Origin of the sequence: Breznakibacter xylanolyticus, from assembly GCF_003254275.1 — a bacterium.
GTDB lineage: Bacteria > Bacteroidota > Bacteroidia > Bacteroidales > Marinilabiliaceae > Breznakibacter > Breznakibacter xylanolyticus.
In genome coordinates this window covers 6,377-27,696 of sequence record NZ_QKZK01000025.1, presented here as the reverse complement: position 1 = coordinate 27,696, position 21,320 = coordinate 6,377, and the positions used below count along the sequence as shown (strand labels likewise).

Here is a 21,320-nt window from a genome sequence, read left to right as displayed (position 1 = left end):
GGATAAGAGAATTCAGCGATGGCACGTCTTGAACTGAGATGGCTCATACGATTTATTCGACAAGATCATCTATCTTTGATTCAACCAAAACAAAACACAAGATGCTGACACTGAAAGGAGCCACGGGGACTTATCAATTGGAACACAAAAACGGGAAACCTGGTAAGTTTGGAGGCATCCTGACAGGAAATCGGCTGGAGGATCATCTGCTGGTTACCGGCAAGTTGATTCCTTCACCCCAAAGCACTTACGATCAGGAACGGCTCGAACGACTTCTCAATCTATCGCACCCAAACCTGGCTGATACCATCGAAATCATTTCCCATGAGGAACAACACTATCTGGTGCGTCGTTATTATGCGGGCGAAAACCTGAAAACTATCCTGTCGAAATCGAAATACCACAAGCACTTATCGCCCCACTTCCGCATCAAAGCAGCCATCGCCCTTCTCGATGGTCTTGCGCACATGCATCAACAGGGTTTGATACACCGCGACATTAAACCGGCCAACATCATTGTACGTTATCAGCCGGGCACCTCACCCGATCATTGGGATCCCACAGAGGTGTTGCTGACCGATTTTGAGCAATCGTTGGCTCTCCCGGTGAAAGGACGCGAACGTTCCCCTTTCGCCTTGGTGTACAGTCCGCCCGAGCAATTGCTCAATCACACGCATCTCACCGGACCCCAGAGCGACATATTCGCGCTGGGGGTAACCCTTTACGAGATGTTTGCCGGCAGCGCCCCCTGGGTCGACTGCAATGCCGAAATACTCCTCAACCTGCAACTCACCTACCCCATGAAACGGCCATCGAGGATTGATGAATCATTGTTCAGCATCATTGCCCGAGCAGCCTACAAAGAGCGGTTTCCACTCCCCCCAAAACGTCTGGCCGCCAATGTCATTGAAGCGATCCTGCAACAAGGGATTGCCAACCGATACCCCGATGCCGAAACCATGCGCAACGACCTTACTAACTACCTCGAGAGCCACCCCATGCCCATCGCGGGGAGATATGCGCGGATTAAGAAATGGTTATCATGCTGAATCAATGATTCCACGACCAAAGGGCACCCCGGCTCGTATTTATCAGCACCTCAATAAAACTTCGACCCCTCGACGAGATCTTTGGGACGGAGGACGATGATTTTTTTACCCACCAGGTCAATCACCCCCGATTTTTTAAGTTCCTGCAACTACCGCACCACCGATTCCTCGCACGTGAGGTTTATCTCTGCTGACTCGACAAAACGAATAGGCAACAACCAAGACAAACCAAATCAATGTGTGACGCATCAAGTCTCATTCATCATCACCCCATCTATAATTCACAGCGCTTGCAAGCCATCAAAAATTCCTATTTTTGGAAGGCTCTATCGGGCTATCATATTCATAACCTCACAACATGGACATTCGTCAACAAATCAATCATCTGCGCGAGCAATTGCATCATCACAACCACTGTTATTACGTCCTTAATCAGCCCGAAATCACCGATCGTGAGTTCGATGCCCTCATGCAGCAGCTCATTGATTTAGAGACGGCACATCCCGAGTGGAGCGATCCCAATAGTCCCACCCAACGCGTGGGCAGTGACCTGAATCAGGAATTTACGCAGGTGGCGCATGTGTATCCCATGTTGTCGTTGGGCAACACCTACAACCAGGGCGAGGTGACGGATTTTTACCAACGGGTGGCCCGCCAGCTTCAAACACCTTTTGAGGTGGTGTGCGAGTTGAAGTTCGACGGCACGGCCATTGGGCTGACCTATGAGAACGGAAAGTTACTGCGTGCCGTGACCCGCGGCGACGGTACGCGCGGCGATGATGTGACCGACAACGTGAAAACCATTAAAAGCATCCCGTTGCAACTGCATGGCGATTACCCGCAACGATTCGAGATTCGTGGAGAGATTTTTTTGCCGCGTGCCGGTTTCGATGCCATGAACCGCGAGCGTGAAGCGGCCGGCGAGCCTCTTTTTGCCAACCCGCGCAATGCTGCTGCCGGATCCCTCAAGCTGCAAAACAGTGCTCTGGTGGCTCGCCGTCCGCTCGATTGCTTTCTTTATTATTTGCCGGGGGGGGATTTGCCCACGCGTTCGCATCGCCACAATCTCGAAAAGGCGGCTGACTGGGGCTTTAAAATCGCACCTCACCTGCGCGTGTGTCATCGGTTGGATGAGATATTTGAGTTCATTGACCATTGGGACAAGGCTCGCCGCGATTTGCCGTACGACATCGACGGCATTGTGTTGAAAGTCGACAATCTGGATCAACAGGACGAACTGGGCTTTACGGCCAAGTCGCCCCGTTGGGCCATTTCCTATAAGTTTCAGGCCGAAGTGGCCACCACCCGGCTCTTATCGGTCGATTTTCAGGTCGGACGCACGGGAGCCGTGACGCCGGTGGCCAATCTCGCTCCGGTGCTGCTGGCCGGAACCACCGTTAAGCGGGCGTCGTTGCACAATGCCGACATCATCGCGTCGCTCGATTTGCACCTCAACGATGCCGTGCACATCGAGAAAGGCGGCGAAATCATTCCCAAAATCACTGGCGTGGACGAATCGTTGCGCAGCACCACAGCGCAGCGCGTCGAGTTTGTGACCCACTGTCCCGAGTGTGGCAGCCCCCTGGCGCGTGAAACGGGCGAGGCGGCCTGGTACTGCCCCAACCAGTATCACTGCCCGCCACAAATCAAAGGACGCATTGAGCATTTCATTGGTCGCAAGGCCATGAACATCGACGGGTTGGGCAGCGAAACCATCGACTTGCTTTTTCGCAACGGCCTGGTGCGCGACGTGAGTGACCTCTACCGCCTCGAAGCCTGGCAGTTGGCCACTCTGGAGCGTTTGGGGGAGAAATCGGCCGCCAAAATCATCGAGCAAATTCAAGGCTCTACCCGAGTCCCCTACCCTCGCGTGCTTTTTGCGCTGGGCATTCGCTTTGTGGGTGAAACGGTGGCCAAGGTGCTTTGCCGCGCCTTTCCGTCCATCGATGCGCTGTCGCAGGCCGGTGAAACGGCTTTGATGGAAACACCCGAAATAGGCCCTCGCATTGCCCGCAGTGTGATTGATTTTTTTGCGGATGACACCAATCGAGCCCTCATCGAACGCCTGCGCAATGTGGGATTGACACTTCAAGCGGACTCCGACACCGCCCCATCGGCATCGGGCGGCGCGCTCAGCGGTTTGTCGTTTGTCATCAGTGGCACCTTTGCCATCAAGAGTCGCGATGAACTCAAGCAGCTCATTGAGCAGCATGGCGGCAAAAACCTCAGCAGCGTATCGGCCAAAACCAATTACCTGGTGGCCGGCCAAAACATGGGACCTGCCAAACTGGCCACTGCCGAAAAGCTGGGCGTTAAAATCATTTCGGAAGAGGATTTCTTAAAAATGGTGGAACATTAATACCTAGCTGTTATATTTGCATGCAGTAAACGCAAAGGCACTCATCGACACAATCGTTTGGCCATACTCAGAAAGGTGATGAGTTTTTTTGCAGACAACAGTGTTTTATGTTTCATCCGTTCAAACGGATGATGTATTTGATTCATTTGATGACATATTATTAAGATTAATTGAAAACGAAACGCTGCTCTTATACACCCAATTACCGACACACATCATCTATCCATGAGAACATTCATAGGGAATTACCTTTTAAACCGAAAACTAAAACAGCATCAACGAGAGCAACAATTCCAGGGGCTTCAACAGTCGGTGACGGTGGGGATTGTGTTTGATGCATCGGCATCGAGCGACAATGTGATTGTGAAAAACCTGGTGAAAGAATTGCGTCAGATGGGTAAGGAAATCAAAGTGTTGGGGTATGTCAATCATCGAAAAAAAGATGCCCAATACATCAGCGACCATCAAAACATTTACATCAGCAAGCAGGATTTTAACTGGATTAATCAGCCCAAAGAGGCGATGATTGATGAGTTTATCTATAAGAAATTCGATATTCTATTGGTGCTCACCCATCAAAACTGGTTTCCCATTCATTATGTATCAGCGTTATCGCAGGCACACTTTAAGGTGGGGCAAAGCTTGTTGCCGCAAAAGTTTTACGATTTGATCATTGAGCTGCCCGAAAACACTTCTCTTGAAGAACAAGCCCGGCAGATGATGAGTTATTTGAAGATTATTTCGCAATAAATTCACCCAAGCGATTTCGTACATTGATTTGGCATAAAAATTGATAATTTGAAAAACTTCAAAATCCAATACGATAACCAATAAAAATTGAACGATGAAATACCTTTCCGTATTCCTGTTTGCGGGTCTGTTGACCCTTGCCGGTTGCTCCACGCACAAAGTGCAACGTGTGGCTGTGGATGAGCAAATTGATTTGAGTGGCCGTTGGAATGATACCGACTCACGCATGGTCGCCGAAGATATGGTGAATCAAATCCTCAGTGCCGGATGGATTGGCAACCATTTGCGCGAATCGGGTGGCAAACAACCCGTGGTGGTTGTGGGCCTGGTTTATAACAAAAGCCACGAACACATTGCCTCCGAAACATTTATCAAGGATGTGGAACGTGCCTTTATTAACAGCGGTAAAGTACGTCTGGTGCAGGCCGGTGACAAGCGTGAAGAGTTGCGCCGCGAGCGTGCCGGCCAGCAAGAGTTTGCATCACAACAAACCGCTAAAAAGTGGGGCTTGGAACTGGGAGCCGACTTTATGCTCAATGGTGACATCAATTCCATTGTGGATGAGTACAAAAAAGAGCGTGTCACTTATTATCAGGTCAATCTGGAGCTGAGCAACCTCGAGACCAACGAAATTGTTTGGATTGGTGACAAGAAAATTAAAAAGTACATCACCAACTAATCGTCCGTCAGTCATAAACTGAATGTGACATTCATTGAGAGACGCAAACATTGAAACCACAAATGATTTGCGTCTCTTTTTATCGTGCCATCAGGTCGTAAGGCGCCATTGTCATCCATCTTCTTCATCATTGCCCTCATGAAACTTTATCATTTAAAACCGACTGTCATTGCATCTGTGCTCACTCTGTTGTTGAGCGGATGTGCCACCTATTATCAGAAGAACCTTCAGTTTCAGGAGAAAATCACCACCGGAAATTACACCGAGGCCAATAAAATGTTGGATAAATCGGCCAAGGAAGCCAATGGTAAAAACCGGGTGCTGTATTATTTCGACAAGGGAGTGGTGGAACACATGCTGGGAAATTTCAGTGAGAGCAACCGATGGTTTCAAAAGGCTGATTTATATGTTGAAGATTACAGCAAAAATCTGGGCATGGATGCCCTGGCCCTGATGACCAATCCGGGTATCAAACCCTATAAGCCCGAAGATTTTGAGGGTGTGATGATTCATTTTTATCAAACACTCAACTATCTTTTTCTTAAGAACTACGAATCGGCTCTGATTGAATGCCGCCGATTGAACATTCAGCTCAACCGCCTCAACGACAAGTATAAAAACAATAAAAATAAGTATGCCGAGGATGCCTTCGGTCACCATCTCATGGGCATGATTTATGAAGCATCGGGCGATGCCAATAATGCGTTTATTGCTTATCGCAATGCCGTGAATTGTTACGAATCGGTGTACAAACCTGTGTTTGGGATGGATGTGCCTCAACAACTCAAGCATGACGTGATTCGGGCGGCTTACAAGACCGGATTCGGTGCTGAAGCCTTGCAGTTGGAGCAAAAATTCAACATCAAAACAGAGCAAGATGCCCCCGGAAACGGGACATTGGTGTTCTTTTGGATGAATGGCATGGGGCCTGTGAAGTCGGAATGGAGTCTGAATTTTATCAACTCAGGTGCCGGCAATGGATTCATCACTTTGGCTGATGCGGAAGCAGGAGTGACTTTCCCCATCTTCCTGGGCAATTACTCACAGAATGAGCAGAGTGCCCTGAAAAATCTGTCGGCCTTGCGTATTGCCTTTCCCAAGTACCAGTCGCGGCCTGCCGTTTACAGTCAGGGCAGCTTGTTGGTCAACAATACCCGTGTTCCCTTGCAACTGAGCCAAGACATCAATGCCATTGCATTTCAAAGCCTTAAGGATCGGATGTTGCGCGAAATTGGAACCAGCATTGCCCGTCTGGCTGTCAAAAAGGCCATGGAGGAGTATGTGCGTTCGCAAAATAAGGATTTAGGCGCAGTGCTGAGCATTGTCAACGCCCTGACCGAGAAGGCTGACACCCGTAACTGGCAGACATTGCCATCGGGCATCTCATACGCTCGCGTATCGCTTCCCCCCGGAACCCACAACATCACCTTGGAAGCTACCGGAGCTCAGCGAACCAGCATCCCCATCACCGTGACCATCGAAAAGGGTAAAACCACGTTTTATAATTTTCACAATTTATAAGTCAAGGTCGTTTAGTAAGTGCTATTAAGATAAAAGACAGGAAGATAATTAGACTAAAGACAGATCGATGGAATTGAAGAGACGAAGAGAACAAATCATACATCTGTCTTTATCTCATCATCTGTCTCATCGTCTTTCGTTATCTTATTTTAACAAAGCGACATTGATCAACAAGTGTGATTCTGCGACTGAATGAATTCACAGTCCTTTGATAAAAACGTTTATTTCGTCATTACAAACTCCACCGAAGCTGAATCAATCTTTTCTAATCGAGACACAACGCGGTCGGTGAGTGATTGCCGCACGTGAAAATCGATGCTGCAAGCCATGTTGAAGTCCTGGTTGATGATGTGGGCTTCTTCTTCCTTAAAAACGCGCATGACATCGTTCATGGCAATATACCCGAAGTTGAGACGGTAGTAATCGTCCACGGTTCGTGTCACGATGGTGGCATTGGCAATGGCATCGGCTGTGGCCTCTTTGTAAGCATAAATCAACCCACTGGTTCCCAGTTTTATTCCCCCAAAATAACGCACCACCACCACCAATATATTGGTCAGTCCGGCTGAACGTATTTGGCCATGAATGGGTTTCCCGGCTGTTCCTGAAGGCTCACCATCGTCATTTTCGCGAAACTGGCTCCCGTCCACGCCAATTTGCCAGGCATAGCAGTGGTGGCGGGCATCGAAATATTTCTTTTTATAGACAGCAACAATTTCCTTCACTGCATTTTCGTCGTTCAGCGGGTGTGCGTAGGCGATAAATTTGCTCCCTTTTTCTTTATAAATACCCTCGGAGACAGATGCAATGGTTTGATAAATATCAGGCATGGATGTTGAAAATAACTCGCGTGGCAAAGATTCGGTTTATTAGCGATTGGCATAATAATCGCCCACAATTTTTTGCATCACCGCATTGGTTCGAGCGGCTGAAATGCCACTGCTGATGCAGGGTTGATGGGTGCGAATGGATTCTACCACTTGTTTAATCATGTTGTATTGAATGTTTTCGGGGTTCAGGTATGGAAATTCAATGGTTCCCTCTTTAGTAATCAGTTGCACCGGTTTGTGGTCGAAACCCGAGAAGAGAATGCGACCTTTGGAACCAATGATATCCATGTGGTCGCATTGTGAGGCTTCATCGGTGACAAAACACCATTGCCCGCTCCCCACTACCCCATTTTCGAAGGTGAAATGAGCGACTACGGTGTCTTCGGAGGCATAATAGCCGGCCCGATTGGCAGCCGTACCTCCACAAGTGACAATGGGGCCAAAAAGAAAGTCGAGAAAGTCGAGTTGATGCGAAGCCAAATCATAAAAAATGCCGCCTCCGGCAATGCGGGCATCCACACGCCACGAGGGGGCATCGGTTGCGATTTCGGAAGGCAAAGGCGGACGCATCAAGCGGATATTGACCATCAGGGGCGCGCCGATAACTTGTTCTTCAATCAACTCCTTGACTTTGAGGAATCCGGGCAGCGTACGACGATAGTATGCCACAAACAACGGGACGCCCGTCGCAGCAGAAACCGCGTTCATTTCGTGACATTCATCAAGCGTGGTGGCCATGGGTTTTTCCACATAAACGGGTTTGCCTGCCTTCATGGCTTCGATGGCATATCGGGCATGGCTTTCGGGAGGAGTGGCCACATACACGGCATCCACGCGGGAATCGTTGATCAATGCCGAAGCATTGTCGTACCACACCGGCACACCGTGGCGACTGGCATAATCCTTGGCCTTTTCGCCATTGCGGCGCATCACGGCAACCAACCGACTGCCTTCGACTTTGTTGAAAGCAGGGCCGCTTTTCATTTCAGTCACGTCACCGCAACCGATGATTCCCCAATGGATTGTTTTCATAAGATTATAATTTAACCCCCTAATCCCCCAAAGTGGGACTTGAGGGTGTTGTTCTTCTTAATGATCTGGTGGAACATGCCAATAATCATCCCTCTGTGTGAGTAAGGCTTACTCATGGCTCGTTTCTTATGATTATAAAAATATTAAGACTTGAGCATCAAGACCCAAGTCGATGATGATTATACAAACGAGGAAAATAAAATATGGATCCCATTACCCTCTTGCAGCTTTATAATACCAATCATTCGTAACAGCACAAATTTCATGAGTTATATTCGAAACTATCTGTCTGAATTTTTCAAGGTGATTGTTTGTTGTTGATCGAACGGTGTTCAATATATCAATGCCTATCCACTTTAGTGACAAGAAAGGTTAAAGGGTTACCATCCACATTTTAAGGAATTTAAAATAATAAATGAAAAATTTTCATCAGGAATAAAAAAGGGCGTGTGAGCTACGGATTTTTTTCTATATTTAAGTTCATGGCTCCAAAAATACAAAATAAGATGCAAAAGCCCACCGGCGATAGAGATGCGTTGAAGCTCGATTTCATCGGCGATGTACACGGTTATGCCAATGCGCTTGAAAACCTGTTACTAAAGCTGGGGTATGCCCATACGCACGATGGATGGGTGCATCCAACACATAAGGCCGTTTTTGTGGGTGATTTCATCAATCGCGGACCGCAGAACCGTCGCACCATCGACATTATCCGCACCATGGTCGACAGGGGGCATGCTTACGCCATTTTGGGGAACCACGAAATCAATGCCATTTGCTATTTCACCCGTCGAAAAAGCGGTAAGCCCATCCGGATGCCCGGACCTGCCAACCGCAAACAACTGGATCGCATCAAACGAGAGTATTTGTTACAACCCCACATCTTTGATGACTTAATTCAATGGCTCAGGCACTTGCCTTTATTTATTGACTTTGGGACGGTACGCGTGGTGCATGCCTATTGGAGTGATGCTCATATTGCGTTGTTGAAGCGTTCGATGACCGATAAGAAGCTGAAGCGTAAATTTCTCAAGGAGGCCATGCAAGGAGGCTCCGAAGTGAGTAAGGCATTTATGCAAACCACCAAGGGCATTGAGTTTTCTTTTCCCTCCGAGATGGTTGTTCGGGACAACAATCAGTACCGTCGCATCAACTTTCGTGTAAAATGGTGGCAATCGTCACAAGGGAAAACTTTTGAACAGGTGAGTCTTGAAACGAAGTATCATTTGCCCAATCAATCTATCCCACCGGCCGCCATTGTTCATTATGATGTGTATCAAATGGATGCGCCGCCTGTTTTTGTGGGTCATTATTGCATGAATGGCTTCCATCCCATTCCTGTTCCCAATGTGTGTTGTGTAGATGCCTGCGTGGCGGCTGGAGGACGTCTGGCTGCTTATCGATGGGAAGGGGAACAACATCTGGATGTGAAAAATATGGTTTATGCCGATACATTTAATGATGACGATGATTAGTTTTATGGCTAATTTCCAATTTCTTTAACATTAGTGTTATTCATCATGAAGTATTCCATTGCATTTCTTATCTTTTTTATTTCCATAATTGTACGTCCCTGTACCAATGTGATCGTGACACGCAATGCCAGCACTGACGGCTCCAATTTGGTGTCGTATTCGGCTGATAGCCACGATTTGTATGGCGAGTTGTATCATTGGCCTGCCATGCGCTACGCCGATGGCACCATGCTCGACATTGTGGAATGGGACACCGGGAAGCATCTGGGGCAAATCAGGCAGGCAGCTCAAACCTATGCCGTGATTGGCAACATGAACGAATATCAGGTGACCATTGCTGAAACCACCTTTGGGGGGCGTCCCGAGTTGAGGGATAGCACGGGGATTCTTGATTACGGCAGTTTGATGTACATTGCTCTGCAGCGCAGTCGTACAGCTCGTGAAGCCATTGGGGTGATGACCCAATTGGTGGGCGAGTATGGCTATTGCAGTGCGGGTGAAACATTTACCATTGCCGATGCACAAGAGATATGGCTAATGGAGATGACCGGAAAAGGAGCTGGTAATAAGGGAGCACTATGGGTGGCCTTGCGCGTGCCCGATGGGATGGTGACGGCGCATGCCAATCAGTCGCGCATCACCACTTTTCCATTGCATGAACCCGAAGAATGTCTCTACGCCGATGACGTTATTGACTATGCCAAAGATAAGAAGTGGTTTGATGGAAAAGACAAAGCATTCAGTTTTGCTGATGCCTATGCCCCACAGGACTTTGAGAGTATCCGTTTTTGCGAAGCCCGTGTGTGGAGTGCGTATCGGCACTTGAATCGCCAATTGGCCGAAACCTTGAAGGATGATATCCTACAAGCAACCGGAAAACGTTTGCCGTTGTTTATAGAACCTGAAAATAAAATTTCGCATCGTGATGTGATGACCATTATGCGCGACCATTACGAAGGGACGGAACTGAGTCTGTCGGACGATGTGGGTGCCGGTCCCTTTGGGGTGCCCTATCGTTTTCGTCCTTTAACGTGGCAGGTAAACGACACCACATATTTTCACGAACGCGCCATTGCCACGCAACAGACGGGATTTACCTTTGTGGCACAGATGCGCGAATGGCTTGCCGCCCCCATTGGTGGCGTGCTTTGGTTTGGGGTGGATGATGCCAACACCACTGTTTATGTGCCTATGTATTGCGGCATTACCTCTATTCCCGCTGCCTATCGGACGGGGTCATTGATTGCCTTCGATGGCGAAGCGGCATTTTGGGTTTTTAACCAAGTGGCGCATCTGGGGTATCATCGCTATGGGGTGATGATTGACGATATTCGAAAGGCTCAGAAGGAACTCGAAGATAAGTTCAACGACTATGGTGGTGCCATCGATCAGGCAGCTCATGCCATGTATCAACGGTCGCCAGAGTTGGCACGTGGTTTCCTGACCGAATACAGCCACATGCAAGCTCAGTTGACTGTGCAGCGTTGGAAGGCGTTGTATGAATTCCTTTTTATGAAAAACCTGGACGGTAATTTGCATCCCGAAGTGAACGGACGTTTTTTGAAGGATCCCAATGGTCGTGCAGTGCCGGCACAACACCCGGGGTATCCTCCCTCCTATTATGAACAAATTGTGAATCAACACAAGGATCAATTCAGGTTGAAACAGCCATGATTGAAATACAGAGTCAGAACAAACGCTGAGGATAAAAGACTCTGAGCTAATTTGTAACGCCTTGTGTTTAAATAATAAAGCAGCTAATATCAAAGCGATGTATAGCAGGCATGTATAAAAGAGTGAAATGAGATACGAAGGAGTGGTGACTGACAGATGAGATGGTGCATCATATTCATTGGGCATGCAGGTCAAAGGAGAATCGGTGTGTGCCATGGCATTACAGAAGATGTATCGCCAATCATTGATGGGTTTGTTAAAGCTATGGAATGACGAGGGAGCCTCAAGAGAAAAAAATGTTTGTCAATGATTTGAAATATTTTATCTTTGCGGGCGATTTAGCGCAATCTCTTATCAGGGTATGGAAACCGGTAATATTGCGCCTTTTTAAACACTAAAAATCAAGACAATGGATTTGTTAAAAGTGGCTCAAGAAGCCTTCAGAACAGGAACAGAGATTCCATCGTTCGGAGCAGGAGACAGCATTTCAGTACACTACAGAATCGTGGAAGGCGCCAAAGAGCGTATTCAGATTTTTAAAGGCGTTGTGATCCAGATTAAAGGCGAAGGTGTAAACAAGCGTTTTACCGTTCGTAAAATGTCTGGTAACGTAGGCGTTGAGCGTATTTTTCCATTCAACTCACCTTTTATCGAGAAAGTTGAAATGAACCGTCGCGGTAAAGTACGTCGTGCACGTATTTTCTATCTGCGCGATTTGACCGGGAAAAGTGCCCGCATCAAAGAAAGACGCATGTAATCGATTGTCTGATAAGCAAAAAAAAGGTTCCTTCGGGAACCTTTTTTTTGCAATATAACCAGACTAATTCTTCCTATTGGAGGTATTGTCGACAGGCGGCTTCACTTGTCATGATCCAACTTAGCAGGTAAGCCAGGGTGCCTGAATAGGTGGTATTGACAGCCAACACCCCCGGCGTGAGCAGATGAGCGCATCCACCAGAGCGATAATTGTAGAGATTACGGCGCATTGAATTCTCGCCAATAAACCACAAATAACAAGCAAACAGGTGTTTATAATGATTGGGTTCCGATTCTTTTTTGATAAGGTAATCGTAAAGCCAGGTCATCGACACCGCATCCCAGGCTGATTGGTCAAACTCGGCTTTGGTTCGTCCTTTGCGTAAGGGGCGTTTGGTGCCGGCGGGGAAAAAAATATCCTCGGAAAAGAATACATGTTCCAGAAAAGAGATGCTCTTTTCAATCATTTCGCGGTTACCCTTCATTTTAATCACATCACGCATCATCAACAAGGCCAGGGGTACCATTCCGGGCATGTTGCCCATTTTATCGTCGCACCAATACCATCCGTCGGATGCATGAGTTTTAAACAGTCCGGTGAGTTTTGCAGCCAGTTCGCGCGCTTGTTGAGTCAATGAGTCGTCAGGGTGCTGTTCGAGGTAAATGCACAGCCCGATGAGTGAAGCGGCAATGCCATTGACCGAAGTGGTGGTCATGACAGCAGGCATGCTGATTTTTAGTAATTCAGCCGCCATTTGTCGTTGTTCCACCCAAGGGGCACTCACCACCACTTGCGCTAATACGCAAAATACCAATCCAATTACTTCATCCTGATGCGTGACGATTTTACCCTGATCGCAAACTGACAGATTTTCAAAAGCTTCATTGTCGTCGAGCATGCTTTTAATCTGCACCAAATGGTGATTGAGTTGCGACATCAGCATCGCATCGGGTTGGTGGTGTTCCATTTTTAACAAACCCATCACGGCCATGGCATGAGTTTCGAGACGACACCGGCCTTGTGAAAGTTTGACATCTCCCGATGCATCGCCACAAGTGTGACTTTCGGCGGCCATCATCATGTATGCATTGTTCCAATGAGGGATGAGCGCAACGTCGATGAATCGTTGTTCGATGCTTATTTTGGGCTCTGTCTGGCACATTTCGTCGAGTAACTTGTGGTAACGGCCGGCAATTCGTGACCAGATGAAAAGGGAACGAAAATCGCGTGACGATTTGCGAAGCATTTCCAGAGTGTTGTTTTTCTTAAGCAGCTGACTCACTGTTTCAGCCAATGCCAACGGGTTGTTCACTGGCACCAGTTCACCTCGGTTATCACTCAGCAAGTCACGAGCATAAAGGGTGGATGTAGAAACAATGGCAGCGCCGGCCACCACCGCTTCGGCCAGTGATTTGCTCTGCAGGGTAAGTTCCTGTGTGCAAGGATTGACATAAATGTCGCAACCTGCCAAATAGAGGTTTAATTCATCCACTGAAGGGAGTCGATGTTCAATGACAATTTCATTTTGCAGGCCGGCGCGTCGTATTTGGAGCAATAGTGCGGTGAGGTATTTTTCACCGCCCGATTGAAATTCCATGGGGTGAGTGCAGCCAATGAAGTGAAGCATGGCATCGGGATGTTTGAGGCGGATCATCGACATGGCTTCGACCAAAACATCAAGCCCCTTGTGGTGGTGTAACATTCCATGGGCAAAGATGACTTTTTTGCCTTCATATCCGCATCGTTTTCTGATGATATCACGCGAAGGCAATTGAAGGAGCGGAACGCCATACTCAATGACTTTGATTTTATCGCCCGGAATTTTGCAAAGGTGCTCCATCACATCGGCACTCTGACGGCTCAGGGCAATAAGATTGCACAAATGGTGGCCAAGCGTTTGGAGAATACTTTTTAGGGTATCATTGGGGTGTCCGGAAAGATCGTGAACAATGGCGGCTGCCGGAATGGTCAGAGCAGCAGTAAAAGTCAAAATGGCCATGCCATGATCCATCCCAAAGCCTTGCGGGAGGTAGTGAATTAAACATGCATCGCAATGGCGGTTGATGTAATGAGCCGCATTGACATAGTCGTTGAGTCGGTTTTTGCGAATCAACAGAGGCAGGCCGTTGTGCTGGCTGTCATGATCGGGCACAACCTGCACCAAAGTGATTTGAGCAAAAGGATCGAGCTGTCGAGCCATTTCAGTCGCATAATCAGCAATGCCATCGTAGGGATGACTATATGGAATCAGGTAAGCGATGTTCATATAGAATGAGATTTAGTAATCAGGTGTCAACGTTGATTAGTTCGCATTATTCTGAAAAATTGAAAATGATTATCAGACTTCAATCAAACAGAAAGAGAGATGAGACCATGAGAATCCATTAAAAAAATCGACTCTGTTCTGAATTGTGTGGGAAATCATAAGTATCAATTCTCTCAGGACAATATTTCGTGCCCTCGAGTCGGGCGGGCTCTTACTTTTTATTCGGAAAGGGTTTGTTTTCATTTGCCCTCATGATTAAGCGTCGCTGAGCTCCGCTGAATTGGCTACAGCCCCAAAAAGTAAGCAAAAAAGGCCGCCGCTGACGTAAAATGGCTAAAAATCATAGGCCCTCGCTAAAATCTGCGAACTCGCAAGCTCAAACAGCGCATATTTTTTAACGCTCAGGCCTATGATTTTTTTAACGCCATTTTCCGAAGGCGGCTTAGTTACCTTGTGTTAATTTCGTGCATTCATATTTTGTTTACCCACAGGATTCGACATAGAGCCAAAAAATCTTTCACCATCTCATCATCTGATTCGTCGTTTTAGGTCGTCTTTACTTCACTAAGCGACATGGAGTCATAACATAAGTAATCATGCGAATTAGGGGTTGGGAATTTCATTCGTAACCCTTAAGAATGGATACTCAAATCATCTCAAGAAAAGATTTCTTGGCTCTGGTATAACTCACAGTTGCATAGTCGATGTATGTAATATTCCCGTAGGAAAAAAGATCGGTAGCAAGCAACCGGTTTGAAGGTTCTTATGCCCCGTGTGGGGTAAGACAAAACGATATACTCCTTCGTTTCTACCGAGCTTTCCTGCCTACGGCAGGAGAATTATAAAATCCTCTGTAATTTCACACTTCATCAAATTCTGTGATACACGTTGAGCTTCTTGATTGTTAAATGCATTATTCAACTCTTAATTCACATTAATAGCAAAAAAAAGGGATGCAGAATTAACCATGAATTCTGCATCCCTTAAATTAATTAAAAAGTTGCTTATTTGAACAAATTTTTCAACTTATTCTTGGCATCGTCCACCGTCTTTTTCACAGCCGGATCGTCTTTAAGCTTATCCACTGCTTTTTCGACTTCTTTTTTCACTTCCTGTTTGATCTCTTCCTTGATTTCCTCCTTGGCTTCATTGGCATTGAGCGATAACACGGGCTTGGTCACAGTGCCTTTGATGGCAATGGTGACAGGCACATCTGCCCCTGAATTTGAAAGACTCAAACCGGCCATGCCGGCATACTTCGAAACTTCCTGACGGGAGAAAGGCATGGTCATTTTATATTCCATGGTTTTGTCCAAGCCCTGGCGTCCTTCGATGCTGGTGTTTTTACCCCAAATATTTGTGGTAAAGGGTTGCACGAACAAGTTCCCGTTTTCGAGTTTAAAGTTAACCAAGAGGTTTGAGAGCGAAAGGGTGTTGTATTTTTCATCTTTGAGCATCGAAACCAATCCCGATTGGACTTTAGAGCCGGATACCTCTACCCCACCCGATTTAAGCATTCCCAGTCCGTTAACCGACGAGAGAACGGGCATCATATCATTGCCCAGTAAGCTGTTATAAGTAAACTTGGTGGAGACATTTCCTTTGGCCAGTTTGGCCATTGGGAACAGCGAATCGATCACACTAAAGGAATTGGCTGCCAGATTAATGTCAATTTGTTTGGCATCAATCAGGAAGTCTACGAAAGGTTTTTTCTCGTCCTGAGTGTTGTATTGACCGTTCAGCAGCATGCTACCTCCCAACAAGTTCATATTGAGGCCTTCGAGCAGTACGCGGCCATCGCGAACAATGATTTTACCGGCCGTATTGTTGATGATGAGTTTGTCGTAATTGAGTTTACCGATGCGTGAATTGAGCACAAAATCAATGTTTTTTGGCACGGCAACCACTTCCATCGCAGTGGTATCGGCTACAGCGACAGTGGTATCCTCGCCGGCCAGTGACATGAGTTGATCGACATTGATATTTTTAGAACTATGAGCAAGCACGCCTTTGAGGGTTCCATCCTTCAGGGCATAAGCCAAATAGTTTTCAAGGCGGCCATTGAGGGTGAAATCAGTTTCGCCCAATCGGCTGGTGAAGTTTGCCAGTTCGAGATAGCGGGGTGAGAAATTCATAGTGGCATCATCGATGTACACCGGCAAGGGCAATTCGCTAGCGGTATAAACAAATTGCGAAAGCACCACGCTACCGTCAGCTTTAATTTCTTCATAATTTTCGCTTTCAATCAGTTTCATGTCACCACCCAATTGGATGTTGGCTTTAACAATTCCGCTGACGGTCATGCTATCGAGAGGAATGGCATTTTTGAGCGAAGTCAAATTGATGGTTCCGTTGGCCTGACCGACGAAAGTGGCATTGCTGATGGGCGTTTTCAGGTTGAGCGACGCGTCAAAGGGGTTACCGGCCATCTCGAAGTGGAACTTTTCAACATCCACGACCGTGTTGTCGGCACTGCCGCCTGGATTATTCACCTTGGTGACGATTTGGATGTTTTGAATTGATTCGGGCAAATCGGGGTACTGAAACGAAGCGTCTTGAACACTCATCAACAGATTAAAGGCGGGCAAGTGTTCCTCATCGACATAAGTACCTTTTGCTGTGGCTTCAAGAGCGATTTTCCCGCTTGTTTTGATGGCTTCAAAATCTTTAAGCATATCAGCAGGCACGAGTCCGAGCAAGGTTTTGAAATCGGTTTGACGGGCAAAAAGCTTAAGATCCATGTCATACCCCTCTTGAAGCATAGCAAAAGAACCATCGATGCCCAACGAGAGTTTGTTCAGGTCAATGTTTCCGTCAACAAATCGGAAAGTCATGCTGTCGAGGTTAGAAGCCAGCTTCATGGATGCCCCTACGTATAATTTATTGAGGTACTGAGATTTTTCCATCGTTAGAAATACATTCTGGATGGAAGTTTGGATGGATAAATCAGTGGTTGACGCACTCAGGTCGCCAGACATATCAACCATCAATCCTTCGAGACCGGTCACTAATTGAGAAGTGTGATCGGTATAGTAAACACGTCCATCCGTAATTTTAAGTTGTTGCAGATTGGCCATGAACGAAGATGACGCAGTGGTATCTTCGGGTTCTTCCGTTTCGGTTGATGGCTTCATGATGTCCCAGTTTACCGTTGAATCGGCGGCTACAATGGCATTGACCAGCGGACGCTCAACAATAATGCTGTTGACCTGTATGTTGTCGGAAAAGACGCTTTTAAGGTTGATGGAAACAGAAAAATTGTCCATCGCAGCGAGCGTGTCATTTTCAAACTGGTTGACACCCACGACAAATAATTTCTCTAATCCGACGCTCACATTGGGGAAATCGCGAATGAGAGAGAGAGAAATCTTGTCCCAACCCACCTTGGCATTGAGCTGATTGTTGATTTCAGTTTTGATTTTGTTCTCGATGGTTCCCACAAAAAAGAACGGTAGCACAATCAGCAATAACAATAGGACGCCGATTGAAATAAAAAAAATCTTGAAAAACTTCTTCATTGTTTTGTTTTTTGTGAATGAATATCAGTTGGTATATTATTGATTTTGAATAAATATGAAAATATAATAATCAAAGAAAAGGCATTATCATCAAACCACTAAATTTAAATAATTATCCCATGCCCGTCATTTAAAAATTTATAAAAAGCATGGCAAATTCAGAGTCGGAATTAAGGGAAGAAGGGTTCGAAAATAGAAAAGGAGAAAAATCAAAACAGTCCCAGGTAAACTGGCTGACTCACCTTGCCTGTTCTGACAGAGTAAAAGAAAACCCACAGGTGCTTTGGGACGTTAAAATATTCAGGAATATTCATGCAAAGCTGACCATCAGCCCGCCTAGCCAAGGCGTCGAGATCGTTGGCCACAGAGCCATTGACGGGAAGAACCACTACTTGCAACACATCATGCGCATCACCATGTAAGTCGTTCGTGGTCACCCAAGTCAGATTCAGCATATTATTCACGAGAGAGATGTGAGTAAATGCAGGCACGGGCAAAGCTCCATTGACAAATCGCACCTTTGCGGGATCGACCATCAAATCGGGGTATTGTCCGATGAGCGCATTTTTCATGTTCCAAGAGACGGCATCGCCATAGGCAGTCTTACCTTCAGTTTCGGGTTGGTAAAAACGTTTGATCAGATGTCGGAAACACTTGAGGAATTTTTGGACGACAGTTAGTCTTTGTCGTTGAATTTGAAGGGGAATGGACTTCGTTTTTTTATACTTACCGGGTCTGGCACGAACCAACGTTTGTCCGTAGGCCTCATAAATGATGATCTCCCCGACCTTTCCTCGAAGACCTTTTAAAATGGAATTATCTAAGCGAGCCATAAAATAAGTTTGGTAGTTAATTTATATATTTGCAAATCAATCATAAAGAGTTTATGCCGAACAGGCGTGATTATAAAACCGGTTCGCATTTCTAAACAATCGTAAAGGGATCAGATGCCAATAATTGTCCAATCATGGTGCTGATGGTTTTCTGATCACCCATCTGAGGCACATCAAAATGACTCTACCAGGTCTGTATAAGCCGTGTTTCGTCCCTGCTTCGTAGCAATGCCGTAGATGGTTCTGATAATAAAGGGGTTGAATTTATTCAACAAAGTTAACAATTGCAAATAAAATCCAAGATTTGTTAGGTTGGAGTTGGGTTATAGTTGGATTTGAGTTGGATTTCACAGGCATTATATAGGGCGTAAGTATGCTCCATCTATGAAGCATCTACGAAGCATGCATTTATATCATCCCTTTATATTTATCCCTCTTCAATCGTAAGATGGCAGAGTGCATCTTTTTCATTAAGAGTCAAAATAAACGCTGAGACGCGATGGCGCTGAGTTGGTATGATTAAAAGATTGCGTTTAAATATGAAAGCAGATAACTCAGCATTTAATCATCGTCCTCTGCTCAACGAACTAAGAACTAACGCTGAGTTGCAGTGAGATAAGATGAGAACCAGTGAGGAGAAGAAGCCTCAGTGCCACTCGGTAAAAGAGTTATATAGTAGAGATAAAGCACATGAAATGAAATTCCTGACAATGAATGAATCCACGAATTACACGAATTACACAAAATAAAAAGTAATTATGATATTTCCATGACTTACGTATGCAAGTCATGGAAATTCGTGGAAAAATCTTTTTAACTCATCACAACATAGGGGAATCGCAAGAAAATAAATCTTTCGACCACTCGTGATTGCAAATCCGCGCTAGCGTGGAGATTCTCTTCTATAGCATTAAAACATTATAAACTTGATACTTGAAATAGCACGGATTGCAAATCCGCGCTAACGGAGCATTGACTTGCCATATTGTGGACACGGTTCGTAGAACCGCGCCAGCTGTGACTACTGTGAACTGCGTGGAGACTTTCTCCATCCGCATTAAAACATTACAAAATTGATACTTGAAATAGCACGGATTGCAAATCCGCGCTAGCGGAGTTGAGTCGGTTTTTAATGGAATTACGTTAAGATCTTTCTCGTGATTAGCAAATACATAACACCATGATAATATTTTGAAATCATATTGACCTACGATATTGCAAGGCTCAAAATATTCAACATACAATGTTTTAGATCTTTGATTAACAATATTAAAACTTTCTAGATCAATAGAACTATCATATACATCATAATTTACACCACCTTCATAATCAAAGTAGAAATATGAAAGTTGGGCGCCTAATGGTAATTGCAAGGAATCAAGAGCAATGTTAACACCTAAACCAGATACTGTATTAATTTTATATATCCACACATGACCTGTATCAAGGACTATATGAGTTGAAGATTCTTTAAACCAAATACCATTTTCAAAGGATTTGCCAAATCCACTGATGTAACTTGCAGAAAATGTAACTCTATCATTATTGTAAGCTTTATATAAAGAATCATTATCAAAAAGTGGAGTTGAAAAATTCACTTTTAAAGATAATAAATCTATAGCAGATGAATAGACTGAAGAGATAGAAATAGGACAGGGCTCATTACTCAATTCTTCATAATTATTTTGTGCAGAAGCAGAAAATACAAAGAGTAACTGTAATATCAATATCAATTTACTTAGTTGCATAACAAACAAAATTTGGATCAGTTAGTAATAATTATCTTCTTTATATCAATTTCTTCCTTTGCTCGGCGAAGTTTGCAACTTCGCCGTCCTCGTGCCTGTAGTCTCCCTCGCTGGCGCGGATTTGCAATCCGTGCCAACATATCAACCATCAAATCACCCATATATCCAACAACCCATGCCCACCGGCATAATCATTGGCACTACTGTAAACATAGTCCTCCGCACGAAAAACCAAGCCTTCTTCTACCGGATTTTGATGGATATAGTTCAGTTTTTGGTATATCGCTGCATTACTCCATAATTCTATCGGTTTATTGTCAGTGCGCCAAAAACGGTTACCGTCGGGTGTGGAGAACTGTTTTAAGAGCCATTCTTTACGGCTCTCACGTTGGTTTTCGGCGATGGCTTTAAGGATGGCTTTGTTGGTAAACTTTTTGAAATCGCGCAAAATGTCTTGCAATAAATGCCCTTCTATTGCTCTTACCATCAAATGGACATGATTGGTCATGATGCACCAGGCGAATATCTCAAGCCCTTTGTTCTTTTGGCAGTACGCCAGATTGTCAACCAATATGTTTTTGTACTCGTTGCGGGTAAACACGTCTGTCCAGCCTTCTGTGGCGAATGTTACAAAATAGAGTCCTTCCGGATTGTGGAATTTATATTTGCGGCTCATCGGCAAGGTTTTGTTGGTCTAAGATAAGCCATTTAGTGGTAAGACAAACGATACAGGAGGCTGCAATTGCTACAAAACACTAAAAGCATGATTTTTAATGTTGCTCGGATTGAAAATAAGCTTAAATAGAAAGCATTGGCTTGCCATGGTGTG

The 21,320-nt window shown here is 45.6% G+C and carries 15 protein-coding genes; 8 read left to right on the top strand and 7 right to left on the bottom strand.

Going from position 1 to position 21,320, the window contains the following annotated elements:
- The first annotated feature begins 101 nt into the window (after nt 1-101).
- From LX69_RS13000 to LX69_RS12980, 5 genes are all read left to right on the top strand, one after another.
- On the top strand, nt 102-1,049 hold the full coding sequence (locus LX69_RS13000; RefSeq protein ID WP_170124389.1) for a serine/threonine protein kinase: 948 nt from the start codon (nt 102-104) through the stop codon (nt 1,047-1,049).
- A gap of 358 nt (nt 1,050-1,407) precedes the next feature.
- Nucleotides 1,408-3,408 carry an NAD-dependent DNA ligase LigA gene (gene ligA, locus LX69_RS12995; RefSeq protein WP_111446488.1) on the top strand — a complete coding sequence of 667 codons (2,001 nt, stop codon included), beginning with the start codon at nt 1,408-1,410 and terminating at the stop codon, nt 3,406-3,408.
- Between the two features lie 225 nt (nt 3,409-3,633).
- A complete protein-coding gene (locus LX69_RS12990) occupies nt 3,634-4,158 on the top strand; it encodes a DUF6913 domain-containing protein (protein WP_146260735.1) in 525 nt (174 codons plus the stop codon).
- 94 nt (nt 4,159-4,252) lie between these two features.
- A complete protein-coding gene (locus tag LX69_RS12985; protein WP_111446486.1) occupies nt 4,253-4,837 on the top strand; it encodes a penicillin-binding protein activator LpoB in 585 nt (194 codons plus the stop codon).
- 138 nt (nt 4,838-4,975) lie between these two features.
- On the top strand, nt 4,976-6,358 hold the full coding sequence (locus tag LX69_RS12980; protein WP_111446485.1) for a COG3014 family protein: 1,383 nt from the start codon (nt 4,976-4,978) through the stop codon (nt 6,356-6,358).
- Nucleotides 6,359-6,579: 221 nt separating this feature from the next.
- Here LX69_RS12980 and LX69_RS12975 read toward each other — a convergent pair whose 3' ends face one another.
- Nucleotides 6,580-7,188 carry an IMPACT family protein gene (locus tag LX69_RS12975; RefSeq protein ID WP_111446484.1) on the bottom strand — a complete coding sequence of 203 codons (609 nt, stop codon included), beginning with the start codon at nt 7,186-7,188 and terminating at the stop codon, nt 6,580-6,582.
- Nucleotides 7,189-7,227: 39 nt separating this feature from the next.
- On the bottom strand, nt 7,228-8,220 hold the full coding sequence (locus tag LX69_RS12970) for a Gfo/Idh/MocA family protein (protein ID WP_111446483.1): 993 nt from the start codon (nt 8,218-8,220) through the stop codon (nt 7,228-7,230).
- Nucleotides 8,221-8,726: 506 nt separating this feature from the next.
- On the opposite strand from LX69_RS12970, the gene LX69_RS12965 reads away from it, so the two are divergent.
- The 3 genes from LX69_RS12965 (at nt 8,727) to rplS (ending at nt 12,126) form a co-directional block, all read left to right on the top strand.
- Nucleotides 8,727-9,695: a metallophosphoesterase gene (locus LX69_RS12965; protein ID WP_170124388.1), complete on the top strand. Its 969-nt coding sequence runs from the start codon at nt 8,727-8,729 to the stop codon at nt 9,693-9,695.
- 45 nt (nt 9,696-9,740) lie between these two features.
- Nucleotides 9,741-11,369, top strand: coding sequence for a dipeptidase (locus LX69_RS12960; protein WP_111446481.1), 1,629 nt, complete (start codon nt 9,741-9,743; stop codon nt 11,367-11,369).
- Between the two features lie 409 nt (nt 11,370-11,778).
- Nucleotides 11,779-12,126, top strand: a complete 348-nt coding sequence (gene rplS, locus LX69_RS12955) for a 50S ribosomal protein L19 (protein WP_111446480.1) — start codon at nt 11,779-11,781, stop codon at nt 12,124-12,126.
- Nucleotides 12,127-12,199: 73 nt separating this feature from the next.
- Here rplS and LX69_RS12950 read toward each other — a convergent pair whose 3' ends face one another.
- The 5 genes from LX69_RS12950 to LX69_RS12930 form a co-directional block, all read right to left on the bottom strand.
- A complete protein-coding gene (locus tag LX69_RS12950; RefSeq protein WP_111446479.1) occupies nt 12,200-14,392 on the bottom strand; it encodes a glycosyltransferase in 2,193 nt (730 codons plus the stop codon).
- Between the two features lie 1,004 nt (nt 14,393-15,396).
- Nucleotides 15,397-17,910, bottom strand: coding sequence for an AsmA family protein (locus LX69_RS12945; RefSeq protein WP_111446478.1), 2,514 nt, complete (start codon nt 17,908-17,910; stop codon nt 15,397-15,399).
- Between the two features lie 209 nt (nt 17,911-18,119).
- Nucleotides 18,120-18,743: a DUF6266 family protein gene (locus LX69_RS12940; RefSeq protein WP_111446477.1), complete on the bottom strand. Its 624-nt coding sequence runs from the start codon at nt 18,741-18,743 to the stop codon at nt 18,120-18,122.
- A 902-nt stretch (nt 18,744-19,645) separates the two neighbouring features.
- Nucleotides 19,646-20,491 carry a hypothetical protein gene (locus tag LX69_RS12935; RefSeq protein WP_111446476.1) on the bottom strand — a complete coding sequence of 282 codons (846 nt, stop codon included), beginning with the start codon at nt 20,489-20,491 and terminating at the stop codon, nt 19,646-19,648.
- A 148-nt stretch (nt 20,492-20,639) separates the two neighbouring features.
- Nucleotides 20,640-21,167, bottom strand: a complete 528-nt coding sequence (locus LX69_RS12930) for an REP-associated tyrosine transposase (RefSeq protein ID WP_111446475.1) — start codon at nt 21,165-21,167, stop codon at nt 20,640-20,642.
- Nucleotides 21,168-21,320 lie beyond the last annotated feature (153 nt).